Origin of the sequence: Comamonas sp. B21-038 (assembly GCF_022387135.1) — a bacterium.
In the GTDB taxonomy this organism is placed as follows: Bacteria; Pseudomonadota; Gammaproteobacteria; order Burkholderiales; family Burkholderiaceae_C; genus Comamonas; species Comamonas sediminis.
In genome coordinates this window covers 5,114,458-5,136,283 of record NZ_CP092462.1, presented here as the reverse complement: position 1 = coordinate 5,136,283, position 21,826 = coordinate 5,114,458, and the positions used below count along the sequence as shown (strand labels likewise).

The window sequence follows — 21,826 nt, the reverse complement described above, 5'->3', positions numbered from 1 at the left end:
GTCACTCGTCCTCTGTATTCACCTCCCTCTCCCGCAAGCGGGAGAGGGCCGGGGTGAGGGCCTGCAGCACATGCGCAAGCACCTCATTCGTTTGTTGAACAACCTCGTGGTTCCAAAACCGCAGAACCCGCAAGCCTTGCTGCCGCAACCACACCGTGCGCTGCCGGTCATAGCCTTGCGCCTGCAGATCCGCATGCTGGCCGCCATCCACCTCAACCACCAGCCCCTGCGCCAGACAGACAAAATCCAGGATGTAAGGATCCAGAGGATGCTGTCTGCGGAACTTGGAACCCGCCAGCTGGCGGTTGCGCAGGTGGCGCCATAACAGTTGTTCTGCCGTGGTGGGGGATTGGCGCAGGGCGCGGGCCTGCTGCAGCCTGACATCCGCCCTCACCCCTGCCCTCTCCCGCTTGCGGGAGGGGGGGTTGGAGAGCAGGGCGTTGTTATGCATGCTGGGCCTTAATTGCGGACGGGCTTGCCGGTGTTCAGCATGCCCAGAATGCGCTCCTGGGTTTTTTCCTTCACGATCAGGTCGGTAAAGGCCTTGCGCTCCAGCGCCATCAGGTATTCCTCGTTCACCAGGGTGCCGGCATCCACGTCGCCGCCGCAGACCACATCCGCCATGTGGCTGGCAATCAGCATGTCGTGCTCGCTGATGAAGCCGCCTTCGCGCATGTTGACCAGGGTGCTGCGCAAGGTGGCTGCGCCACTGCGGCCGGCCACCGGAAAAGGCTTGCGCTGCGGTGGGCGCCAGCCCGACTGTGCCATGGCCTTGGCCTGCGTCAGCGCTACAAACAGCAGCTCGTCGCGGTGCGGCACGATGACATCATCGGCCTGCAAGTAGCCAATGGCCTGCGACTCCAGCGCGCTGGTGCCCACGGTGGCCTTGGCCGCTGCGGTAAAGCCGTTCGCCAGGAAGGGCAGCAGATCCGTGCCGGTGGAGTACTGCGCATGGCGCGCCGCCTGGTAGGCCACATTGGTGAGGCCGCCGGCGCCGGGCACCAGGCCCACGCCCATTTCGACCAGGCCGATGTAGCTCTCCATATGGGCCACGCGGCGTGCGCAGTGCAGCAGCAGCTCGCAGCCGCCGCCCAATGCCATGCCATGCACAGCGCCCACCACGGGGATCTGCGCATAGCGCACCGACAGGAAGAGCTGTTGCATCACCTGCTCGATCTGGTCGATGGCCATCGGGCCTTGCAGCGCAAAGGCCGGCATCATCGCCTGCAGATCGGCGCCCACGCTGAATGGCGCATCACCCGACCAGATGACCATGGCGTCAAATTCCTTCTCGGCCAGCGCCAGCGCGGCCTGCAGGTCTTCCATCACATCGGGGCTGATGGCGTGCATCTTGGTCTTGATGCTGAAGACCAGCACCTGGTCATCCAGGGTCCAGCTGCGCGAGGCCTTGCTCTCGGCCAGGGTACGGCCTGCCGTGCGCCAGTCCTGCACGGGTTCGCTGGCCTCGCCGAGCACGCGTTCGGGGAAGAGCTGGCGCGCATACACCGGCAGATCGCGGCGCGGCACAAAGCGGTTCTCGGCCGCGCTCCAGGAGCCCTGCGCGGTATGCACGCCGCCAGCCTGCGCGACGGGGCCTTCAAACACCCACTGCGGCAGCGGCTCGGTGCTGAGCGCCTTGCCCGCGTCAATGTCTTCCTGCACCATCTTGGCCACCTGCAGCCAGCCGGCCTCTTGCCACAGCTCGAAGGGGCCTTGCTGCATGCCAAAGCCCCAGCGCATAGCCAGATCCACATCGCGGGCATTGTCGGCAATGCCCTTCAGGTGCACGGCGGCGTAGTGGAAGCTGTTGCGCAAGATGGCCCAGAGGAACTGGCCTTGCGCGCCTTCGCTGTTGCGCAGCAATTGCAGGCGCTCGCTGGCGGGCTTTTTGAGCATGCGGGTATAGACATCATTGCCCTTTTCGCCCGAGGGCACATAGGCCTGGTGCTCGGGGTCAAAGCGCTCGATACCCATCTTGGTCTTGCGGTAAAAACCCGCCTTGGTCTTCTGGCCCAGCGCGCCATCGGCGATCAGCTTGGTCAACACCGCCGGCGTGCTGTAGCTGGCGTAGAACGAGTCGCTCTGCGCGGTCAGCTGGGTCTGCATCGTAGCGATGACATGGGCCAGGGTGTCCAGGCCCACCACATCGGCAGTGCGGAAGGTGCCCGAACTGGCACGGCCGAGCTTCTTGCCGGTCAGGTCGTCGACGACGTCGTAGCTCAGGCCAAAGCGCTCGGCCTCGGCCATGGTGGACAGCATGCCGGCCACGCCGACACGGTTGGCAACGAAGTTGGGCGTGTCCTTGGCGCGGACGACGCCCTTACCCAGCTGGCTGGTGGCAAAGCTTTCGAGCTGGTCGAGCACCTGGGGCTCGGTCGCTGCGGTCGGGATCAGCTCCACCAGCTGCATATAGCGCGGTGGGTTGAAGAAGTGGATGCCGCAGAAGCGGTGGCGCAGCTGCTCGGGCAGCGCCTCGGACAGCGCCGTGATCGACAGTCCCGAGGTGTTGGAGGCCAGGATCGCATGGGGCGCGACAAAGGGCGCGATCTGGTGGTAGAGGTCGCGCTTCCAGTCCATGCGCTCGGCAATCGCCTCGATCACCAGGTCGCAGTCCTTGAGCTGCGCCAGGTGTTCTTCGTAGTTGGCAGGCGTGATCAGATCGGCTTCTGCCGCCACACCGAGCGGCGAAGGCTTGAGCTTTTTCAGGTTGGCAATCGCCTTCTGGGCAATCGCGCTTTTGGGGCCTTCCTTGGCCGGCAGGTCAAACAGCACCACCGGCACGCGCACATTGACGAGGTGGGCCGCAATCTGCGCCCCCATCACCCCGGCGCCGAGCACCGCCACTTTTTTCACCACAAATCGGGACATGGTTACTCCACTTTTGAGAGCCGCCAGCGCTTTTCAATTGCAGGCTGGCAGCCAGTTTCAGTCAAACCTATTCGACGCGCGACCAGGTCTGCGTGCGGCCAAAGGGGCCGATAGATCCGCGCACATCGAGCTTGTTGCCGTTGTCGGCAGGCGTGAGCTTGAGGCTGTAGGTGCTGCCGTTTTCGGGGTCGAGGATCTTGCCGTCCTCCCAGACCGCCTTGCCTTGTGCCTGCTTGGCGCCCCGGATGATCTCTAGCCCCACCAGCGGCTGGCCCTTGCGGTCGTCGGTGCAGCGGTCGCAGACGGCCTGCGGATCGGCGCCCTTGCGCAGCAGCTTTTCCACCTTGCCGCTGAGCACCCCGCCGCTGTCGCTGATGCGCACCTCGGACTTGGGTTCACCACTTTTCTCGTCAAAGGTGCGCCACAGGCCCACCGGCGACATGTCCGCAGCCAGCGCTGGCAGTGCCACCGCCAAGCTGCCAGCCACCATCAGCACAGGTTTCAGCAAGGTTTGCATCACGGTCTCCTCGGGTCGTTTTCGGCAGCACTGCAGGTGTCAAGCCAGCGCAGCGTCGGTGTTCATCAAGAGCTTGCTGCCGGTGCGCATGGTGCGCACGCGCAGGCCCGCCTCGGGGAACAGGCGCGCAAAGTAAAAGCGCGCGGTCTGCAGCTTGCCTTCATAGAAGCTCTTGTCGGCCACGTCACCTTCGGCCAGCGCGCGCAGCGCGGTCTGGGCCATGCGTGCCCACCAGTAGCCCATCACCAGGTGGCCCATCACGCAGAGGTAGTCGGTGGCCGCAGCGCCCACTTCGTCAGGGTTCTGCAGCGCCTTGAGGCCCAGCTCGGTGGTGATGCCGGTCATCTGGCCAGCCAGCTGCGCCAGCGGGTTGATGAAGTCGGCCATGCGCTCGTTGACGCCCTCTTCCTCCACGAGGCCCTGCACCAGCTTGCCCAGCGCCTTGAGCGCCGCACCCTGGTCGCCCAGCACCTTGCGGCCCAGCAGGTCCAGCGCCTGGATGCCATTCGTGCCTTCGTAGATCATGTTGATGCGCGCATCGCGCACCAACTGCTCCATGCCGGTTTCGTGGATATAGCCATGGCCGCCAAACACCTGCTGGCACAGCACGGTCACCTCAAACCCCTTGTCGGTCAGAAAGGCCTTGAGGATGGGGGTGAGCAAGGCGACCTGCGCGGCATGGGCCTTGCGCAAGGCTTCATCGGGGTGGTTCAGCTCTTCGTCGACCAGTGCCGAGGTGGCGATCATCATTGCCCGGCCGCCTTCGCTGTAGGCCTTGGCGGTCAGCAGCATGCGGCGCACATCGGGGTGCACGATGATGGGGTCGGCCGGCAGGTCCTTGGCCTTGGTGCCCGAGAGGCTGCGCATCTGCAGCCGGTCCTTGGCATAGGCCAGTGCATTCTCGTAGGCCACGGCCATCAGGCCCAGCGACTGGTTGGCAACGCCCAGGCGCGCGGCATTCATCATCACAAACATGGCCTGCAGGCCCTTGTTGGCCTGGCCCACCAAGCTGCCCACGGCGCCATCGATGGCGATCTGTGCGGTGGCATTGCCATGGATGCCCATCTTGTGCTCCAGGCCCGAGCAGCTGATGGGGTTGCGCGCCCCCAGCGAGCCATCGGCGTTGACGAGGAACTTGGGTACCAGGAACAGGCTGATGCCCTTGCTGCCCTTGGGCGCATCGGGCAGGCGTGCCAGCACCAGGTGCACGATGTTGTCGGTCATGTCGTGCTCACCGGCGCTGATGAAGATCTTGTTGCCAGTGATCTTGTAGCTGCCATCGGGCTGGGGCTCGGCCTTGGTGCGCAGCAGACCCAGGTCGGTGCCGCAATGGGGCTCGGTCAGGCACATGGTGCCAGTCCACTCGCCGCTGGTGAGCTTGGGCAGGTAGAGCTTTTTCTGCTCGTCCGAGCCATACACATGGAGCGCCTCATAGGCGCCGTGCGACAGGCCGGGGTACATGGCCCAGGCCTGGTTGGCGCTGTTGAGCATTTCATACAGGCACTGGTTCAGCACAAAGGGTAGGCCCTGGCCGCCATAGGCGCTGTCGCAGGACAAGGCCGCCCAGCCGCCTTCCACATACTTGGCATAGGCCTCTTTGAAACCCTTGGGCGTCGTCACACTCGAATCGGCCGGGTTGCGCGTGCAGCCTTCAGCGTCGCCAGACAGGTTGAGCGGCTGAACCACTTCGACCGCGAACTTGCCGGCCTCTTCCAAGATCGCATCCATGGTGCCGCTGTCGACGTCGGCATAGGCGGGCAGCTGCGCAAAACGGGCGGGCAGGCCCAGCACTTCTTGCATGAGGAACTGCATGTCGCGCAGCGGCGGGGTGTACTGAGGCATGGAAAGTCCTTTGGAAAAATGACGAGGTCAAACAGAAACGGAAGCGGGCGCAGCCGCATCGGACTGCGCCGCCAGGCAGGGGGCGAGCGCGGCATCGATCAAGGCAGCCTCGCGCTCGGGATGGACTGCATAGCGCAGCAATACGCTACGCAGCGCGGTGGCGGCATGCTTCAGCGCCAGCGGGCCGTGTAGAAAACGGGTTTCGTAGTGCAGCGACAAGATGACGCCGTGCAGCTCGAACAGCACCTGGTCGGGCGCCACATCGCTGCGCAGCTGGCCTTCGGTCTGCGACTGCACAATCGCCCGGCGCATCGCATCCATCCAGATGCGCACCGATTCGGACAGCGCATCGCGCACATCGCCAGGCCGGTCGTCGAACTCGACCGCGCCGCTGATGTAGAGGCTGCCGTAGAGGCGGCTGGCGTCATTGGGCTGGGCGGTGCTGCCCATCCAGCCCGTGGCCATGTGCAGCAAGCGGGCCAGCCCGCGCGGCACCTGCAGCGCGGGCACAAAGATTTCGCGCTCAAAGCGCTCGTGGTATTCGCGCACCACCGAGCACTGCAATTCCTCACGCGAGCCAAAATGGGCAAACACGCCGGACTTGCTCATCCCCATCGCCAGTGCCACCATGCCCAGCGACAGGCCATCGAGCCCCTCTTGCGCGGCCAGGGACAAGGCGGCGTCCACAATCGCAGCACGCGTCTGGGCGCCTTTGGCCAGCTTGGCCATCTCGGCGGGAGCCGGTGTAGAGGCAAGGGATTTGGTCATAAATCAAAAATAGCACGGTCGTTCTTTTTTTGATTCTTGCACAAACCCAGTGTGCTGCCAACCGCTGCCGTGCAAAGCAAGGGTAAACCACGGCATGCGCAAACCCGCCATGAAAAAAGCTGCTGGCCCGGGCAGGCTCAGCAGCTTTTGCGATGGAGTCAGGCGGCGTCAGTGCGCCATCAACGACAGGCAGCTGTCGAGCTGCTCGGTGGGCAGGCGCCGGAAATCAGAACGCGCAAAACGCTGCAGGCGGCCAATCAGGAACGACATCAGAACGCTGGAGCGCACATTGGCATCCACCGTCGGCGTGGCCGAGGCGTCAGCGCCGGGTACCACGCGCAGGCATTGGCGCAAGGTGGTCTCGATGCGCTCGAAGAACTGCTGCATGCGCTGCTGCAGGCGGGGGTTTTCGGACTGCAGCGCATCGCCCAGCATCACACGCACCATGCCAGGGTTGCGCTCGCCAAACTGCAGCACCATGGCCACCACGCGGTGGGCCTGGGCAATGCCATGCTCCACGGTCTTGGCGGGGTCGGGCACATCGCGGCCGGTGATCTGCACGGCCAGGCTGTAGACGGACTGCTCGATGAACTCGATCAGGCCCTCATACATCTGGGCCTTGCTGGCGAAGTGGCGGTACAGCGCCGCTTCGCTGATCGACATTTGCGCGGCCAGCGCTGCCGTGGTGATCCGGTCTGCGCCGGGCTGCTCCAACATGGCTGCCAGCGTCTGCAGAATCTGGATTCGACGCTCTCCGGGTTTCGGACGTTTACGGGTAGGTGCCGGGTTAGCGGCTTCTAGCGACGCATCGACAAGGTCGGCGGCGAAAGAAGATTCTTGATCAGACATGCGTTGAATATGAGGCTGCACCCGACGCAGTCTCCCAACACCGCCAGGTATTTTTTATTGATAAAAGTAAGGCACTCGCCTCACAGGTTGCAAGCGCAACCCTGGGCCCTCTGTAACATCTTACTGCAAAAGAACTGCAGAAAAATGATAAAAATCATGTGCATTGCCAGATGCGCAACTCAATTACGCAATCAAATGTATCAATAACTACGAATCATTGTTCCGTAGGCCGTATCGGTCAGAATTTCGAGCAGCATCGCGTGTGGAACGCGGCCATCGACAATATGCACGGCATTGACACCGCTCTTGGCGGCATCAATGGCGCCGGCCAGTTTGGGCAGCATGCCGCCGGAAATGGTGCCGTCATCGATCAGCTCATCGATCTGGCGCGAGGTCAACTCGGTCAGCAACTGGCCTTGCTTGTCGAGCACACCGGGAATGTTGGTCAGCAGCATCAGCTTTTCCGCCTGCAGCACCGTGGCCAGTTTGCTGGCCACGACATCGGCATTGATGTTGTAGCTTTCGTTGTTCTCGCCAAAACCGATCGGGCTGACCACCGGGATGAAGGCGTCGTCCTGCAGTGCCTTGACCACGCTGGGGTCAATGGACAGGATATCGCCGACCTGGCCCACATCGTGTTCGACCGATGGATCCTTGTTGTCCTTGAGCTTGAGCTTCTGGGCGCGGATCAGGCCGCCATCACGGCCGGTCAGACCGACGGCCTTGCCGCCGGCCTGGTTGATCAGGCCCACGATGTCCTGCTGCACTTCTCCGGCCAGCACCCACTCCACTACCTCCATGGTCTCGGAGTCGGTCACGCGCATGCCCTGCACGAACTTGCCTTCCTTGCCCAGGCGCTTCAACGCATTTTCGATCTGCGGGCCGCCACCATGCACCACCACAGGGTTGATGCCCACGAGCTTGAGCAGCACCACGTCTTCGGCAAAGTCGGCCTGCAGTTCGGGGTCGGTCATCGCATTGCCGCCGTACTTGATGACCATGGTCTTGCCATGGAACTTGCGGATGTAGGGCAGCGCCTGCGCCAGAATTTCAGCCTTGTCGCGCGGGGCAATGGAGAGAGAAGGAGTCGTCATGGTTGCAGGCCTTTACAGCAGCGGAGAAGATGCAAAACGCGCATTGTGCCCCAAAGTGCCGCCTGCCTGCTGATCAGCGAATCCAGCCCGGCAGCTTGAAGCGCACGATCACCAGATAGGCAGCGACGTAGGAGACACAGAACAGCGCGCAGAAACCAATCAGGATATAGGTGTTGCGCCAGAACAGGACCGCCGGCACCACGGTGAGCAAAGTGAACGCCCACAAATACGGAGCCGTCCGGTTATTGCGCCGCAGCATGCGGCGCGCGGCATTTTCATCGAGCACGCTGCGCACGATACGGCGGTAGATCAGCTGGTGCAGGTGCAGCGCATCGGCCATGCCCGGCGAGTCCCCCCGCGCGAGCTTGCGGTAGATGGAGAACATCGTCTCCCAGACCGGATAGATGAGCAGCAGCATCGGGAACCAGGGTGAGACGATGGGGTGGCGCTGCACCAGGGTGATGCTGCAAAAGGCGATCACGATGCCCCAGACATAGGCGCCGCCATCACCGGCAAACAGCTGGCCCATGGGGTAGTTCCAGAACATGAAACCCAGGGTGGCCGCTGCGGTGATCACCAGGATGGCGGCCAGCTCCCGGTCGCCCAGCTGCAGCGCCACATGGGTGAGCGCCGCGCAGATGATGACCGCCACCATGCCGGCCAGCCCGTTGTAGCCATCGATGATGTTGAAGGCATGCGGCAGGCCCGCAATCGCCAGCACGGCCAGTGCCATGCCCAGCCAAGGCGCGGCACTCAGTGCCGCGTCCATCCAGACCAGGCCCATGCGCGGCACCGTCATGCCCAGCAGGTAGACGGCCAGCAAGCCGGTCAGCAAGGTCAGGATCAGGCGGTAGCGCACGGTCATGCGCTGGGTCATGTCCTCGGCAATGCCGCCCGCCACGGCGGGCAGCATGGCCATGAAGAAGTAGAGCACCCACTGGTTCCAGTGCAATGCATTGCCGTAGTAGCCCCACCAGTTCTGCACCCCGGCGACGCCGACCGTCAGCACCAGGCTGCTGAACATGGCCAGACCGCCCAGGCGCGGAATGTGGCCGACGTGGAAGCGCTGAGGCAAATCCTTGCCATAGCGTTTGGCGTGGCCGCGCATGCGGCGCACGATGAAACCCGCGCCAATCAGCGTACAGAGAAAAGCGACCACTGCCAGGAAAATCATTATTCGGTCATCGTGAGTGCTGCGGTGGGAGTACGCCGGAGCAAGGCCCGGGCGCGCCAGAAAACTGCCGAGGCCCACAGCCGCAGCAAGCTGCGAATATGCCACAAAGCATGGCGGGCCCGGCGGTGGCTGGCCCGCTGGCCGGCATGGCCCACCACACAATCCGCGCGCGCCAAGGTCCAGCCCGCAAGGCGCAGGCGCAGGCAGAGCTCCACATCCTCGCAGTACATGAAGTACGCGGTATTGAGCCCGCCAATGCCCTGCCAGACTGCGGTAGGTAGCAGCCACATCGCGCCATTGACCCACTCGGCGCGGGTCTCCCGCCGTTTGACTGCATAGCGGCGCAGCAAGGACCAGGGGGTGGGCAGCTCCCGCTCGCTGTCCTGCAGCTGGCCATGTTCATCCACCTGCATCGGGTAGGCCAGGCCCACGCCTTGGCGCTGCAGCGCGCGCACCAGGGCCGGAAAGGGATTGCCGCCGCGCAGGTCCACATCGGGGTTGAGCACGCAGACCAATGGCTCGGCCGCGCCAGCCAAGGCGGCATTGTGGTTGGCGGAAAAACCTTGCGGCACCGTGTTGTGGCGCAGCTCCAGCACAAAGGGCCAGCCGCCGGCAGGCGCCACGGGCGCAGGCTCGGGCAGGTTCAAGGTCAGCACCACACGGCTGACACCGGCGCCGCCCGCGCCATGCACAGCCAAGGCATCGAGCAGCTGCTGCACCATCGTGCCATGGCCATGGCTGACCACGGACAAGGCGATGGGCGGGAGTGGAGAGGTGGGGCTGGCGGACATCAGCGGGCATTATCCATCAGCGGTCAGCCCAGAAATCTGCCCGCCGTCCACGTGTAACAGCGCGCCTCAGTACAGACGCAGCGCGAGCAGCACGCGCAGGATCAGCGTGTCGACTGCACTCATGCGCCAGTAATAGTGCTGGACGGAGGCGCGCAGCGCGGTGATCCAGCTGCTGCGCGAGCGGATCAGCATGCGCAGCTGGCGGCGTTGGGCATCGGGCAGGCTGGTGCCATGCAACCGGTCAAACTCGCTCAGTTGGTCGATCCAGCCGGGCCCTGCCTGACGCAGCCGGCGCCAAAAGCGCTGTACGCGCGCCCATTGGCCGGCCAGGCCCTGCTTTTGCATGCCGATGGTGTTGCTGCCATGCTGGCGGTAGAGGATGTGGCTCTCGCTGTCGAACACCACCCGGCCAAAGGCCGATACCACCAGGTAGGCCCACCAGTCGTGCGCCAGGCAAAAGCCCGGGCGCTGCGACAGCAGGCGCTCGCGCGCCGCACTGTTGAGGGCTATCGTGCAACCGGTCGCAATGTTCTGCACCAGCGCATTGCCCCAGCCGATGGCGCTGCGGTCATAATCGGGCGAGGGGCCGATGGGCTGCAGCTCACGGTCCACATACTGGGTGCGCGAGCAGTACAGTGCCGCGCCCTGCTCGGCGTTCAACAGCGCCAACGCGCGGCTCACCTTGCTGGGCAGCCAGACATCGTCCTGGTCGCAGAAAAAATAGAAATCATAGCCCGCGCCCACGTTTTGCAATAATTCGTAAAAACTAGCTACAAAACCAAGGTTTGGCCCTGCCTGGCAATGGATGTTCGGATGGATGCTGGCATAGCGCCGGACAATGGCCAGGCTCTGGTCGCTCGAGCCATCGTCGCGCACCCAGATATCGCAACCTGCATGGCTCTGCGCCAGCAGGGAATCAAGCTGCGCAGGCAGAAACCGTTCGCCATTGAATGTAGACAATAGAATTGCCACACGATTTTGCTTGTCAGTCATTCATTGTTCACCTGCCTGTGCAGGCCTATCCCGGCAGAATTCCTATCCATTCCCATATCCATGACCCGCGAACACCACGTCTACACCCGCCACATCGATCTCCAGCAACGCAGCTCGCTGTCCGTGCTGGCGAACAAGATACAGCCGGGCGCCCGTGTGCTCGATCTGGGCTGCGGCCCAGGCGTGCTGGGCCAGTACCTGCAGCAGCACAAGGCCTGCATCCTGGATGGGGTGACGTTCAGTGCCGAAGAGGCCGCGCTCGCCAGGCCGTATTATCGCGATCTCGCTGTGGCGGATCTGGAACAGATCAACCTGGCTGAGGCTTTTACGCGGCGTCAGTATGACTATATCGTTTGCGCGGATGTCCTTGAGCATCTGCGCCAACCAGAGCAATTGCTGGCCGACTGCCGTGATCTGCTGGCAGAAAACGGTGAAATCCTGGTCTCCATCCCCAATGCCGGTTATTGCGGCTTGGTCATGGAGCTGATGCAGGGCGAACTGCGCTACCGCGAGGAAGGCCTGCTCGACCGCACGCATCTGCGCTTTTTCACGCGCCAGTCGCTGCTGCGGCTGATGAAAGAGGGCCAGTGGAGCGTGCAATCGCTGGAGACCGTCGATCGCCCGCTCGACGAATCCGAGTTTGCCCGCACCACCGCCGACAGCCTGCCACCCGCGGTGATGCGCTACCTGCTGGCCCAGCCCGATGCGCTGGCCTACCAGTTCATCTGCAGCATCCGCCCCAGCAGCGATGCCGCCGCCGCCCAGGCCCATGCACTGCTAGCGATCGAGAGCGAGGCCAACACCGCACATGCCAGCTTCACCACCAACCTGTACTGGGCCGATGCCGGCCAGTTCAGCGAGTCGCACAAGCTGATTGCCAAGGGCCAGATCGGCGCGCTGCAGCAGAACATTCGCTTTGCGCTGCCTCGCTTTGAAGGCGCCCAGCCCAGCTTGCGCTGGGACCCGGCCGACCGCCCCGGCTTTTTGCACCTGCACGCGGTGCGCCTGTATGACGCCAGCGGCGTGCTGCGCTGGCGCTGGCAGGCAGAACAGCCCGAAGCGCTGGCTCAAGTGCCGCACAGCCAGATCAGCTGGCAGCCGGCCCCCGCCACCGCGCCGGGCAGCACCTTGCTGTTGCTGACCGGCGACGACCCGCACCTGCACCTGCCGATTGCGCCAGCGCTGCTGCAGGACTGCTTGCAGACGGAAGGTGCGGTGCTCGAAGTCAGCCTGGGCTGGCCCATGTCCGCCGACTATGCGGCGCTGGCCGATAGCGCCCAGGAACTGCAGGCCCGCATCCGCCATGCGGATACCGAGGTGTTGCGCGCGCAGCAGGCCCAGGCCGATGCCCACACGCAGCTGCGCCAGTTGCAGGCCCATATGCAGGACCAGCGCCAAAACCTGGAAGAAGCCATTGCCCAGCAGCAGGAGCACATCCAGGGCCAGCAGACGCATATCAACAATCTGCAAACCCATCTGAGCAATATCGAGGCCTCGGAGGCCTACCGCGTCGGCCAGAAACTGGCCAGCGCCAAGGCCCGGCTGCGCGGCCGGCCTGCGCCCGCCCCGGCCGTCGTGCATGTGCCCGAGCCCGAGCCTGTGCAAGCAGTGGAGGCATTCGATGCAGCGGAGGTGAGCGCTGAGACGCAGGATGAGGCGGTGCCCGCCATCGTGGTCGAGGAAGCAAGTCCCTCTGAAACGCTGGCCGAACCCGTGCGCCCGCTGGCAGCAGCCCAGCCCGCGACCATGGTTGACATCATCGTCCCGGTGTACCGGGGCTTGGGCGATACGCAGCGCTGTCTGCAGTCGGTGCTGCAGGCGGCGACGCAAACCAACAGCCAGTTGGTGGTGATCAATGATGCCAGCCCAGAGCCGGAGCTGACCGCCTGGCTGCGCGAACTGGCGCAGCAGGACAGCCGCGTGCATCTGCTGGAAAACGACAGCAACCTGGGCTTTGTGGCCACCGTCAACCGGGGCATGGCGCTGAACCCCAGCCACGATGTGCTGCTGCTCAACAGCGACACGGAGGTGTCCCACGAATGGCTGGACCGCCTGCACCGGGCGGCCTACAGCGCAGAAGATGTGGGCAGCGTCACGCCGCTGTCCAACAACGCGACGATCTGCAGCTACCCGCGCTTTTGCGAAAAGAATGCGCTGCCCGTGGATGCCGACCTGCTGCGCCTGAACCACCTGGCCGCCAGCGCCAATGCCGGGCAGACGGTCGAGGTGCCCACCGGCGTCGGCTTTTGCATGTACATCCGCCGCGACTGCCTGGCCCAGACCGGCCTGTTTGATGTGGAGCATTTCGGCAAGGGCTACGGTGAAGAAAACGACTTCTGCATGCGCGCCCATGACCTGGGCTGGCGCCACCTGCTGGCGCTGGACAGCGTGGTGCTGCACACCGGCGGCGTCAGCTTCGGCGACAGCAAGACGCCGCGCGAGCAGGCCGCCTACCAGACCCTGCTGCAGCTGCACCCCGCTTACGACAGCCTGGTGCAAGCCCACTTGAAAGCCAACCCGGCCCAGGCCGCGCGCAATGCCATCGACAAGGCCCGCCTGCGCCAGCACCCGCTGCCGCGCATCCTGATGGTGTTGCACAACGCCGGCGGCGGCACCCTGCGCCATGTCAAGGAGCTGGCCCACAGCCTGCGTGACCGCGCGGTATCGCTGGCCCTGACCCCGCTGGAAGACAACTACATCCGCCTGCAGTGGCTGGATGCGGCCGAGGGCTATGATGAGGAGTTCCACTGGCCTACGCAATCGGAAGCGCTGGTAGCGCTACTGCGCGAGCTGGGCGTGAGCCATATCCACTTTCACCACCTGATGGGCCTGAACCTGGAAGTGATGCGCCTGCCCGAGCTGCTGGGCGTGCGCTATGACTTCACCGCGCACGATTACTACGCCATCTGCCCGCAGATCAACCTGATGGAGCCCACGCACAATGCGCACTATGCGGCGCTGGGTGTGGCCCAGTGCCCACAATGTTCGGGGGCCGAGCCCGCGCCCACTGGCGAGTACATCGATGCCTGGCGTATGCGGCACCGCCTTTTCCTGAACCAGGCGCGCTATGTGCTGGCCCCGAGCAAGGATGCCGCGCTGCGCATGCACCATTACTTCCCCGATGCGCCGGTGCGCTATGTCACCCACCATGACATCCCCGATGCAGCGACGCTGCCCGTACCCAAGGGACAACCGCTGGCGCCCCATGCGCATCTGCGCGTTTTCATCCTCGGCGGCGTCAGCCTGGCCAAGGGAGGCGATGTGATGGAAGCGGTGGCACTGGCTGCTGCCAAGAGCCAGGCGCCCGTCGAGCTGCACCTGCTGGGCTACCCGCACCGCCGCATGCGCACCCAGCCCCATGCCAGCCTGACCATACACGGACCCTACGACGATGCCGACCTGCCCGCACTGATGGCGCGCCTGCAGCCCGATGTGGTCTGGTTCCCCGCGCTGTGGCCCGAGACCTATAGCTACACCTTGAGCGCCTGCCTTCAGGCCGGCGTGCCGGTGATCGCGCCCGATATCGGCGCCTTCCCCGAGCGCCTGGCTGGCCGCCCCTGGACCTGGCTGCGTCCCTGGAGCACGTCGGCCGACGAATGGCTGGCACTGATGCTCGACATTCGCCAGCGCCAGTACATCGAAGGCCAGCCACCGCTGCCGGCACCGGCGGCTGCGGTCGACCTGAAGGCCCAGTACCTGCAGCCCTGGAGCTACGGACACGATTACCTGACGGGCCTGCGCCAATCCCCCCATTAAATAAAATGGCCCGATAGTGCTTGCAAATCAAGCACCCCTGCTACAAAAACCAAGAGCCGCTCCTTGTCATCCACTCTCTCTACCTTGCGCAAGCTGCCCCACAAGCTGCGCCAGCTGGCCCGCAGCATGTACCTGCTGGCCGCCGATCCCCGCCAACTGGGCAGCAACAGCCGCCGGCTCTGGCGCGCCTGGCGCACCGGTGGCACCCCAATGCTCAAGCACCAGCTGCTGTCCTTGGGCCACCCTGATGCCCCGACTGTACCGGTCGCCCCCACCGATGCCTGGCAGGACTACCAGCAGCGCTTGGCCAGCGAGGTGCTGCCGGTGCTGCGCGCCGAGATTGCAAGCTTGACGCAGCCGGTCAGCATCTCGATCCTGGTGCCCACCTACAACACCGACCCGGCCATGTTGACCGCCATGGTCGATTCGGTGCGCGCCCAGATCTACCCGCACTGGGAACTGTGCATCGCCGACGATGCCTCCACCCAGCCCCATGTGCGTAGCATGCTGCAAGAACTGGCCGCGCAGGAGCCCCGTATCAAGCTGCACCTGGGCGAGCGCAACCATGGCGTATCGCACGCCAGCAACCGGGCGCTGGCGCTGGCCACCTCTCCCTTTGTGGTGCTGCTGGACCATGACGACCTGCTCCAGCCCCAGGCCATCTACCGCGTCGCCCAAAGCGTGATGGCCGATGACCCGGACATGCTGTACTCGGACGAAGTGCTGGTCAGCCCCGATGGCAGGCAGGTGCTGCAGTACTTCCATCGCCCGGCCTTCTCGCCCGAATACCTGCGCAGCCACCCCTATATCGTGCACATGGTGGGCTTTCGCACGGCGTTGCTGCGCAGCCTGGGCGGCTTTGACGAGTCCCTGGGCATTTCGCAGGACTACGATCTGATTCTGAGGGTCAGCGAGGCGGCCAGCCGCATCGTCCACCTGCCTGAACTCCTCTACCAATGGCGTACCCACACCGGCTCGGCCGGCCACGACAAGATGGCCCAGGTGATGGCCACCTCGACTGCGGTGCTGCAACGCCATCTGGACCGCAGCGGCATCGCGGCGCGCTCGGCCGCCGGCGTGTCCTTCAACTTCTTTGAGACGCAGCACCAGATCGCCGATGGCCAGCGTGTGGCCATCATCATCCCGACCAAGAACTACGGCAGCCTGGTGCGCCAGTGCGTGGACAGCATCCGCGCCACCGTGCAGCATGCCGCCTACGACCTGATCGTGATCGACCATGACTCGACCGAGCAGGCCAGCCTGGACTATTTTGCCCAGTTGCAGCAGGAGGGCACTGCCACCGTGCTGCGCTACCAGGGGCCCTTCAATTTCTCGGCCATCAACAACTGGGCCGTGCGCCAGCTGACCCGCCCCTACAGCCACTACCTGTTCTGCAACAACGACATCGAGGCGCTGGAGAGCGGCTGGCTGGAGCACATGCTGTCGCAGTGCCAGGACCCGAGCGTCGGCATGGTGGGCGCGCAGCTGCTCTACCCCGACCGCACGTCGATCCAGCACGCCGGTGTCTGCGTGGGCGCCTTCGGCATTGCCGAGCACTATGGCAAGTTCTTGAAGCTGCCTCCCGACCGCGTCGACATCGCCTTCATGGGCCGCCTGGTCAGTACGCACGAGGTATCCGCCGTGACCGCCGCCTGCCTGCTGATGCGCAAGGACGCGTTTGATGCCATCGACGGCTATGACGAGAAGCTGGCCGTAGGCTTTGGCGATGTGGACCTGTGCCTGCGCACCTTGCAGCTGGGCTGGCGTGTGCTGTACTGCCCGCAAGCCACCTTGATCCACCATGAATCCATCACCCGGGGCAAGGCCGAAGGCTATGACCCGCACCCCGAGGATTCGGCATTGTTCGCCAGCCGCTGGCGCGATTTCCTGGACCAGGGCGATCCGTACTTCCACCCCGCTTTTGAAGTGCGCCACACCTGCTGGCTGGTGCGCACCCCTTTGCACTGCCAGCCCTCGATCAACCGCCGCCTCTTCAGCCGCAGCGGCCTGGGCCAGCGCATGCAGCGTTTGAGCTACAGCGCCAGTGTCTCCGAACCGTTGCAGCAGGCAGTGGCTGCGGCAGGCACCCAGCCCGCCGCCTGACGAAAAACGGGCCGGCGCGCTCTACGGGCTGCCGGCCCATGATCAAACGGGACGCTGCAGCAGCAAAAAGATCTCGTTGTTGGTCAGTACCTCGCGCGGGTACTGCACCAACAAGACCTCTGGCACCGGCTCGGGCTCATAGTGGCGGCGCTCTTCGCGTGCCACCGTAAACCCCGCTTCCTTGGCCAGGTCTACGAGTTCGTCGGCGGTCAGGCGGTTGAGCTCCTGGTATTCCTTGAACACAAAGCGCTTGTAGCCCTCCGGCCCAAAATCGGCAAAGCCAAAGTCCACCTCATCGGGGCTGAGTTCACCGTCATAGGCTGCTATCACCTTCCAGAGCGCATCCTCGTCCACCAGCAGGTGGTGCCAGGCAACGCTGTCATAGCGGCGCAGGTGCGAGCCAAAGGCGGAGTAGAACAGCGGCTCGATCTGCAAGAAGAAATGCCCGCCCGGCTTCAGGCAGGCCAGCAGGTCTTTCAGGATGGGCAGCAACTGGTCGCGCTGCACATGCTCAAAGGTCGACCAGCTCATGATGCCGTCATAGAGCGGCGCCTGGCCCGCCAGCGGCGCGCTGGGGGTGATCGTCTGAAAACTCAGCGCGGCCGGAATGCGTTGCAGGCCCAACTGCTCCTGCGCAATGCGGGGCAGCTTGGCGTATTCCTGGCGCACATCAACGCCGTGGATGGCCGCAGCGCCATGGCGCAGCACCAGGGCCAGATCGGTGATGCCATCACCGCAGCCAAACTGCAGCAGGCGGGCAGTGCTCACATCCATCACAGGGCTGAGCCACTGCGCCACCACATCGGATGCGTAGTGGAAGTGGGAGCGGAACCACTCGTCAGTGATCCGGCTGTCGTCAAACGCGGGCAGGCCCAGCAGCTTTTCACGCAATTGCGCCAGGCGGCGCATACGGTTTCCGCGGTTCATGAGGGCTTTCGCAGCACGTACACGTCCTGGTGGTTCCAGAACTGCACGGGGGAGAAATATTCGAGCTTGTCGGCGCCCACGGTCTCGGCAATGCGCGCGCGCACAAAGGCTTCGGTCGTAAAGGCCGTGCCGTACTCGTTCGGATCGATGGCGTTCGATTCGCTCGACGGCGCAAAGAAAAAGCCCTCATCATCGAGCGGAACGCTGTCAAACCGGGCCGCCTTGATGCCGTGCGTGCTGAACACCAGAATGCCACCCGGCGACACCAGGTTGTACAACACCTGCAGCCAGCGGCCCCAGGTGCTGCGCGGCAGATGGCTGAACAGCGACAGCACAAAGACCGTGTCGTACTGGCGCGGGGCCACCAGTTGCTCAGGCACGCTGGCAGAGACAAAGCCCTGTACGCCAAAGGTACGCTGCGCGAAGTCCACCGCATCGGGCACCACATCCGATACCGTCACCTTGCCGGGGCCCAGCAGATGGGCCAGGTGGCGGGTAAAACGGCCATGGCCGCTGGCAAACTCCAGAAAATGCTGGCTCTGCACCAGCGGCTGGCCGACACGTTCCATCACCGTCATCAGCTCGGCCAGGGTGCGCCAGCCATCGGCCAGGTAGTCGCGCAGCGGGTTGTTGCTGCTGGGGTGGCCGGCAAAGAAGCCAAAAATATCATCGGCTGTGGAAATCGTGCAGTCCAGGCCCATGATGTTGCGGAACGAGCCGGTCAGCCCATGCTGCTCGATCAGCGCATGCGCTGCTAGCATCACGTCCTTTTCGGCACGGGCACGCAGCAGCAGGCCCGAGGCCGCTTCAAAATTGCCATTGGCCAGCATCAGCTGGGCTTCGGCCAGCAACTGCTGGCCCTGGTTGGTCGCAGAGGGAGAATTCGTGGTCATAAATCTGGGGGCGGTGGGCACGCCAGCGCAGACGCTGGCGCGCTCGTTTCCTGGGGTTCAAGCGGTGCACGCGCTTGCGCGCAGCCTCAGCTCCAATGGTGGGGCAATCGTACCAGTCCAGGCAGCGGCTTGGGGTAGATAAAGCGGAAGACGGTGTACTGGAACCATTGGTCGTAGACCGCCAGACCCGAGCCATCGAACAAGAAGGCGCTGACCACATAGTCACCGCTGTGCAAAGGCAGGTCCGGAAAGCTCAGTACCGACTGCCAACTGCCATCGGGCAATGGCAGAGGCACCGCACCCTCTTCGTGCGTAGCCAGACAGGCAATGCCTACGCCCTTGTTCTGCTCGATCATGAAGCCGATATTGGGCCGCTCGGCCCCGTTGCCGCGTGCCTTGATCGTGATCACCAGGTCCTGGCCTTGCAACACCGGCGGGTCGCCCGGGCTCAGGTTGGCAATATCCACCGACAGGATGCAGGCGTTGCCAGCCTCTTTGGCTGGAGGCAGGTTGGGGGGCTCCACGGCATAGGGCGTAGCCAGTGGATCGGCCGGTTCTGGAGCCACCGCTGCTGCAGCCACATCGGCCAGCACAGACGGCACAGCACTTGCCGCATCATCACCCCACTGTTGCCGGTCCTTCTCATCCTGCTTTTGGCGCGTGCGCACATCGTAGGCCGCCAGCACCGCCTCGGTCTCGCCAAACATCTGCACCTGGCCCTGCTCCAGCCACAACGCGGCATCGCAGAGGTGGCGAATATGGTAGGGACTGTGCGAACAAAAGAGGATGGTGCAGCCCTTCTGGCGAAAGTCCAGAATGCGCTCGATGCATTTCTTCTGAAAGCTCTGGTCACCGACGGCCAGCGCTTCGTCGACGATCAGCACATCGGGCTGCACGGCGGTGACCAGCGCAAAGGCCAGGCGCACATTCATGCCCGAGGAATAGGTTTTGACCGGCCGGTCGATCGCGTCCTGCAGCTCGGAGAAGGCAATGATCTCCGGCTCCAGCTTGCGCATCTCCTCATGGCTGATGCCAATCAGGCTGCCGGCAAAATACAGGTTGTCGCGGCCGCTGAAATCAGGGTGGAAACCGGCTCCCAGCTCCAAAATGGCGGTGATGCGGCCGGAGCGCTCAATGGAGCCGGTCGAGGGTTGCATCGTGCCTGCCAGCAATTTGAGCAACGAGCTCTTGCCAGCACCGTTGTCACCCACCACACCGATGCACTGGCCGCGCGCCAGGCTGAAGCTGACATCGCGCAGCGCCCAGTGGCTGCGGTGCATGGCCCGCCCCGTCAGCAGCGCCTTCACACGCTGGCGCGGGGAGTCATACAGCTTGTATTCCTTGCCCAGGTTCTTGACCACCAGCACGGCCGCGGTCTCTTGCGTCTTCGCCATCTGCACGCCCGTCATAGCCAGTCCACCAGCTGGTCGCGGCTGCGCCGCACCAGCACATTCACCACCATGGCAAGCACTGCAATCCACACAGCGCTCACCACCCAGACTTGCAGCTCCGGCCACTGGCCCTGCAGCAGCGCAGACTGGTAGCCCATGACATAGGAAGCCATCGGGTTGAGCCACAGCAGCCAGCGCCAACCTTGCGGAAACATCGTGATCGGAAACAGGATCGGCGTCAGGTAGATACCCACCGACAGCATAAAACCCACCAGCTGCACGGTATCGCGCAAGGCCGCGGCAAAGATCGCCAGCGCGTAGGACAGCAGCAAGGTCATCAGCAGCTGCATGGCCATCAGCGGCAGCAAGGCCAATACCCCCCACTGCATATGGTGCACAGGGATGTAGCACAGCGCCAGCAGCAGCATCAGCGGACCAAAGATCCAGGAGCTGGCCAACACCGATCGCACCGGGAACAGCACCGGCGGCAGCGGGTTCTTCTGCAAAATGGATCCTGCCTCCAGCAGGCTGCCCATGCCACGCGATACCGCATCGCAAAAGGCCATCCAAGGCAGCGCCCCCACAATCAGAAAGGTACCCACCGCATGGCTGGATGCACCCTCCCCCAGGCGCATCGCGAACACGATGTCGAACACGAGGTAATAAGCCGCAACGGACAGCAGCGGCTGGAGATAGGGCCAGATGACGCCCAGCGCAGTGCCCGCATGGCGTGCAGCGACCTCTCGGCGGGTCATCACGCCGACCAGGGCGCGACTGGCGACCAGTTCGCGGGTATTTTTTATCAAGGAATCCAGCATGGACGGGGAGAGCCTATCTGTGAGCGAGCCGAGCCTATCAGCATGACATAAACAAGTCGAGGAGGCATGGCCTCCTCTTTTGTTGCTTGCCTTAACAAAGGCTATTATTTTTGCGCCGCGAACTTGGCAGAGAATGCCTCCAGATTGGCGGAGTCGGCCTTGGTCTTCTCGTTGATCTTTTCAATCTCAGCCTTGCGCGCCTGCTGGATCGCCTGCTGGACAAATTGCTTCTCCAGTTGCGGCTTCACCTCTTCCAACGACATCGTACGCGCAGGCTTCTTCTCGATCAGCTTGATGATGTGGTAGCCGAACTGCGTCTTGATTACGGGGCTCAGTTCGCCCGGCTTGCTGAGCGCAAACGCAGCGGTTTCAAATTCAGGAGCGGTTTGACCCCGGGGTATCAGGCCCAGATCACCGCCTTTGAGCGCCGAGCCTGCATCGGAGGAATTGGTCTTGGCGAGTTGGGCGAAATCGGCACCGGAGGCCGCTTCTTGGCGCAGCTTCTCGATCTGTGCCTTGGCCTTTGCATCGTCCTGGTTGGCAATCAAGATATGTGCTACATGCGCCTGCTCAGGCGCTTGGTACTTATCTTTGTTGACCAGGTAAGCTGCGCTCACTTGCGCATCGACCACCTTCTGATCAGGTGTATGGTCCTTGTCGAATTTCACCAGGTATGCGTCTGACAGCACCTTGTCCGTCGCAATTCTGACAGCCGCCGCTGTCTCGGGCTGCTTGTCCATCTGCTCCTGGCTCGCTCGCAAGGCCAACACCCGGCGAACATAGATCGCATCAGCCATCTGGGCCACGCTTTCCTTGCGGGCCAAGAACGAGGCTCGCATTTCTTCCGGCATACGCTTGGCATCGCTCAAGATGTCACTCTCACGAACTGCAACACCATGGCCTTCGATCAGCACCGGATCTGCCGCCTGTGCCATGACGGCCACACTGCTGGCTCCGAGTACCGCTGCCGCTCCAAGAGATGTCAACCAACTACGCATCTAGCATTCCTCAGCTCAAAAGAAGCAGCATAGCAAAAGCTATG

The 21,826-nt window shown here is 63.7% G+C and carries 17 protein-coding genes; 2 read left to right on the top strand and 15 right to left on the bottom strand.

The features are described from left to right. Nucleotide 1 precedes the first annotated feature (1 nt). The 10 genes from MJ205_RS23420 to MJ205_RS23375 all read right to left on the bottom strand — a co-directional run bounded on the left by MJ205_RS23420 (nucleotide 2) and on the right by MJ205_RS23375 (nucleotide 10,875). The gene (locus MJ205_RS23420) at nucleotides 2-451 is read right to left on the bottom strand and encodes an endonuclease domain-containing protein (protein WP_239810595.1); all 450 of its coding nucleotides are present in this window, start codon (nucleotides 449-451) and stop codon (nucleotides 2-4) included. Between the two features lie 8 nt (nucleotides 452-459). Then, nucleotides 460-2,868 (bottom strand): 3-hydroxyacyl-CoA dehydrogenase/enoyl-CoA hydratase family protein, encoded by a 2,409-nt coding sequence (locus MJ205_RS23415; RefSeq protein WP_239810594.1) that lies wholly within the window; start codon nucleotides 2,866-2,868, stop codon nucleotides 460-462. A gap of 67 nt (nucleotides 2,869-2,935) precedes the next feature. Then, complete coding sequence (locus MJ205_RS23410; RefSeq protein WP_394680553.1) at nucleotides 2,936-3,385, bottom strand: DUF2147 domain-containing protein; 450 nt, start codon at nucleotides 3,383-3,385, stop codon at nucleotides 2,936-2,938. Nucleotides 3,386-3,424: 39 nt separating this feature from the next. Beyond that, entirely contained in the window at nucleotides 3,425-5,227 is a 1,803-nt protein-coding gene (locus MJ205_RS23405; RefSeq protein ID WP_239810593.1) for an acyl-CoA dehydrogenase C-terminal domain-containing protein, read from the bottom strand. Between the two features lie 27 nt (nucleotides 5,228-5,254). Then, nucleotides 5,255-5,995, bottom strand: coding sequence for a TetR/AcrR family transcriptional regulator (locus tag MJ205_RS23400; RefSeq protein WP_239810592.1), 741 nt, complete (start codon nucleotides 5,993-5,995; stop codon nucleotides 5,255-5,257). A 168-nt stretch (nucleotides 5,996-6,163) separates the two neighbouring features. Further along, on the bottom strand, nucleotides 6,164-6,844 hold the full coding sequence (gene slmA, locus MJ205_RS23395; RefSeq protein WP_239810591.1) for a nucleoid occlusion factor SlmA: 681 nt from the start codon (nucleotides 6,842-6,844) through the stop codon (nucleotides 6,164-6,166). Nucleotides 6,845-7,044: 200 nt separating this feature from the next. Then, entirely contained in the window at nucleotides 7,045-7,938 is an 894-nt protein-coding gene (gene argB / locus MJ205_RS23390) for an acetylglutamate kinase (RefSeq protein ID WP_239810590.1), read from the bottom strand. Between the two features lie 73 nt (nucleotides 7,939-8,011). Further along, nucleotides 8,012-9,112, bottom strand: a complete 1,101-nt coding sequence (locus MJ205_RS23385) for a glycosyltransferase family 4 protein (RefSeq protein WP_239810589.1) — start codon at nucleotides 9,110-9,112, stop codon at nucleotides 8,012-8,014. Then, nucleotides 9,112-9,903, bottom strand: a complete 792-nt coding sequence (locus MJ205_RS23380; RefSeq protein WP_239810588.1) for a glycosyltransferase family 2 protein — start codon at nucleotides 9,901-9,903, stop codon at nucleotides 9,112-9,114. The genes MJ205_RS23385 and MJ205_RS23380 overlap by 1 nt, the downstream gene beginning before the upstream one ends. Before the next feature lie 66 nt (nucleotides 9,904-9,969). After that, nucleotides 9,970-10,875 (bottom strand): glycosyltransferase family 2 protein, encoded by a 906-nt coding sequence (locus MJ205_RS23375; protein ID WP_239810587.1) that lies wholly within the window; start codon nucleotides 10,873-10,875, stop codon nucleotides 9,970-9,972. A gap of 81 nt (nucleotides 10,876-10,956) precedes the next feature. Between MJ205_RS23375 and MJ205_RS23370 the strand changes: the two genes are divergently transcribed. Continuing rightward, on the top strand, nucleotides 10,957-14,652 hold the full coding sequence (locus MJ205_RS23370) for a methyltransferase domain-containing protein (RefSeq protein WP_239810586.1): 3,696 nt from the start codon (nucleotides 10,957-10,959) through the stop codon (nucleotides 14,650-14,652). Between the two features lie 63 nt (nucleotides 14,653-14,715). Next, the gene (locus MJ205_RS23365) at nucleotides 14,716-16,755 is read left to right on the top strand and encodes a glycosyltransferase family 2 protein (protein ID WP_239810585.1); all 2,040 of its coding nucleotides are present in this window, start codon (nucleotides 14,716-14,718) and stop codon (nucleotides 16,753-16,755) included. 42 nt (nucleotides 16,756-16,797) lie between these two features. Here MJ205_RS23365 and MJ205_RS23360 read toward each other — a convergent pair whose 3' ends face one another. The 5 genes from MJ205_RS23360 to MJ205_RS23340 all read right to left on the bottom strand — a co-directional run bounded on the left by MJ205_RS23360 (nucleotide 16,798) and on the right by MJ205_RS23340 (nucleotide 21,782). After that, a complete protein-coding gene (locus tag MJ205_RS23360; RefSeq protein ID WP_446715042.1) occupies nucleotides 16,798-17,682 on the bottom strand; it encodes a class I SAM-dependent methyltransferase in 885 nt (294 codons plus the stop codon). After that, nucleotides 17,679-18,575, bottom strand: a complete 897-nt coding sequence (locus MJ205_RS23355) for a class I SAM-dependent methyltransferase (protein ID WP_239810584.1) — start codon at nucleotides 18,573-18,575, stop codon at nucleotides 17,679-17,681. The genes MJ205_RS23360 and MJ205_RS23355 overlap by 4 nt, the downstream gene beginning before the upstream one ends. 86 nt (nucleotides 18,576-18,661) lie before the next feature. After that, nucleotides 18,662-19,984, bottom strand: coding sequence for an ABC transporter ATP-binding protein (locus tag MJ205_RS23350; protein ID WP_239810583.1), 1,323 nt, complete (start codon nucleotides 19,982-19,984; stop codon nucleotides 18,662-18,664). Next, a complete protein-coding gene (locus MJ205_RS23345; RefSeq protein WP_239810582.1) occupies nucleotides 19,981-20,784 on the bottom strand; it encodes an ABC transporter permease in 804 nt (267 codons plus the stop codon). The genes MJ205_RS23350 and MJ205_RS23345 overlap by 4 nt, the downstream gene beginning before the upstream one ends. Before the next feature lie 104 nt (nucleotides 20,785-20,888). Then, complete coding sequence (locus tag MJ205_RS23340) at nucleotides 20,889-21,782, bottom strand: peptidylprolyl isomerase (protein WP_239810581.1); 894 nt, start codon at nucleotides 21,780-21,782, stop codon at nucleotides 20,889-20,891. Between the last annotated feature and the right edge of the window lie 44 nt (nucleotides 21,783-21,826).

Bases quoted from the DNA above. Each gene is read 5' to 3' on its own strand.
- MJ205_RS23345 (WP_239810582.1), bottom strand. From the start codon at position 20,784: ATGCTGGATTCCTTGATAAAAAATACCCGCGAACTGGTCGCCAGTCGC.
- MJ205_RS23370 (WP_239810586.1), top strand. From the start codon at position 10,957: ATGACCCGCGAACACCACGTCTACACCCGCCACATCGATCTCCAGCAA.
- MJ205_RS23340 (WP_239810581.1), bottom strand. From the start codon at position 21,782: ATGCGTAGTTGGTTGACATCTCTTGGAGCGGCAGCGGTACTCGGAGCC.
- slmA (WP_239810591.1), bottom strand. From the start codon at position 6,844: ATGTCTGATCAAGAATCTTCTTTCGCCGCCGACCTTGTCGATGCGTCG.
- MJ205_RS23400 (WP_239810592.1), bottom strand. From the start codon at position 5,995: ATGACCAAATCCCTTGCCTCTACACCGGCTCCCGCCGAGATGGCCAAG.
- MJ205_RS23385 (WP_239810589.1), bottom strand. From the start codon at position 9,112: ATGATTTTCCTGGCAGTGGTCGCTTTTCTCTGTACGCTGATTGGCGCG.
- MJ205_RS23355 (WP_239810584.1), bottom strand. From the start codon at position 18,575: ATGACCACGAATTCTCCCTCTGCGACCAACCAGGGCCAGCAGTTGCTG.
- MJ205_RS23380 (WP_239810588.1), bottom strand. From the start codon at position 9,903: ATGTCCGCCAGCCCCACCTCTCCACTCCCGCCCATCGCCTTGTCCGTG.
- MJ205_RS23410 (WP_394680553.1), bottom strand. From the start codon at position 3,385: ATGCAAACCTTGCTGAAACCTGTGCTGATGGTGGCTGGCAGCTTGGCG.
- MJ205_RS23360 (WP_446715042.1), bottom strand. From the start codon at position 17,682: ATGAACCGCGGAAACCGTATGCGCCGCCTGGCGCAATTGCGTGAAAAG.
- MJ205_RS23405 (WP_239810593.1), bottom strand. From the start codon at position 5,227: ATGCCTCAGTACACCCCGCCGCTGCGCGACATGCAGTTCCTCATGCAA.
- argB (WP_239810590.1), bottom strand. From the start codon at position 7,938: ATGACGACTCCTTCTCTCTCCATTGCCCCGCGCGACAAGGCTGAAATT.
- MJ205_RS23415 (WP_239810594.1), bottom strand. From the start codon at position 2,868: ATGTCCCGATTTGTGGTGAAAAAAGTGGCGGTGCTCGGCGCCGGGGTG.
- MJ205_RS23350 (WP_239810583.1), bottom strand. From the start codon at position 19,984: ATGACGGGCGTGCAGATGGCGAAGACGCAAGAGACCGCGGCCGTGCTG.
- MJ205_RS23420 (WP_239810595.1), bottom strand. From the start codon at position 451: ATGCATAACAACGCCCTGCTCTCCAACCCCCCCTCCCGCAAGCGGGAG.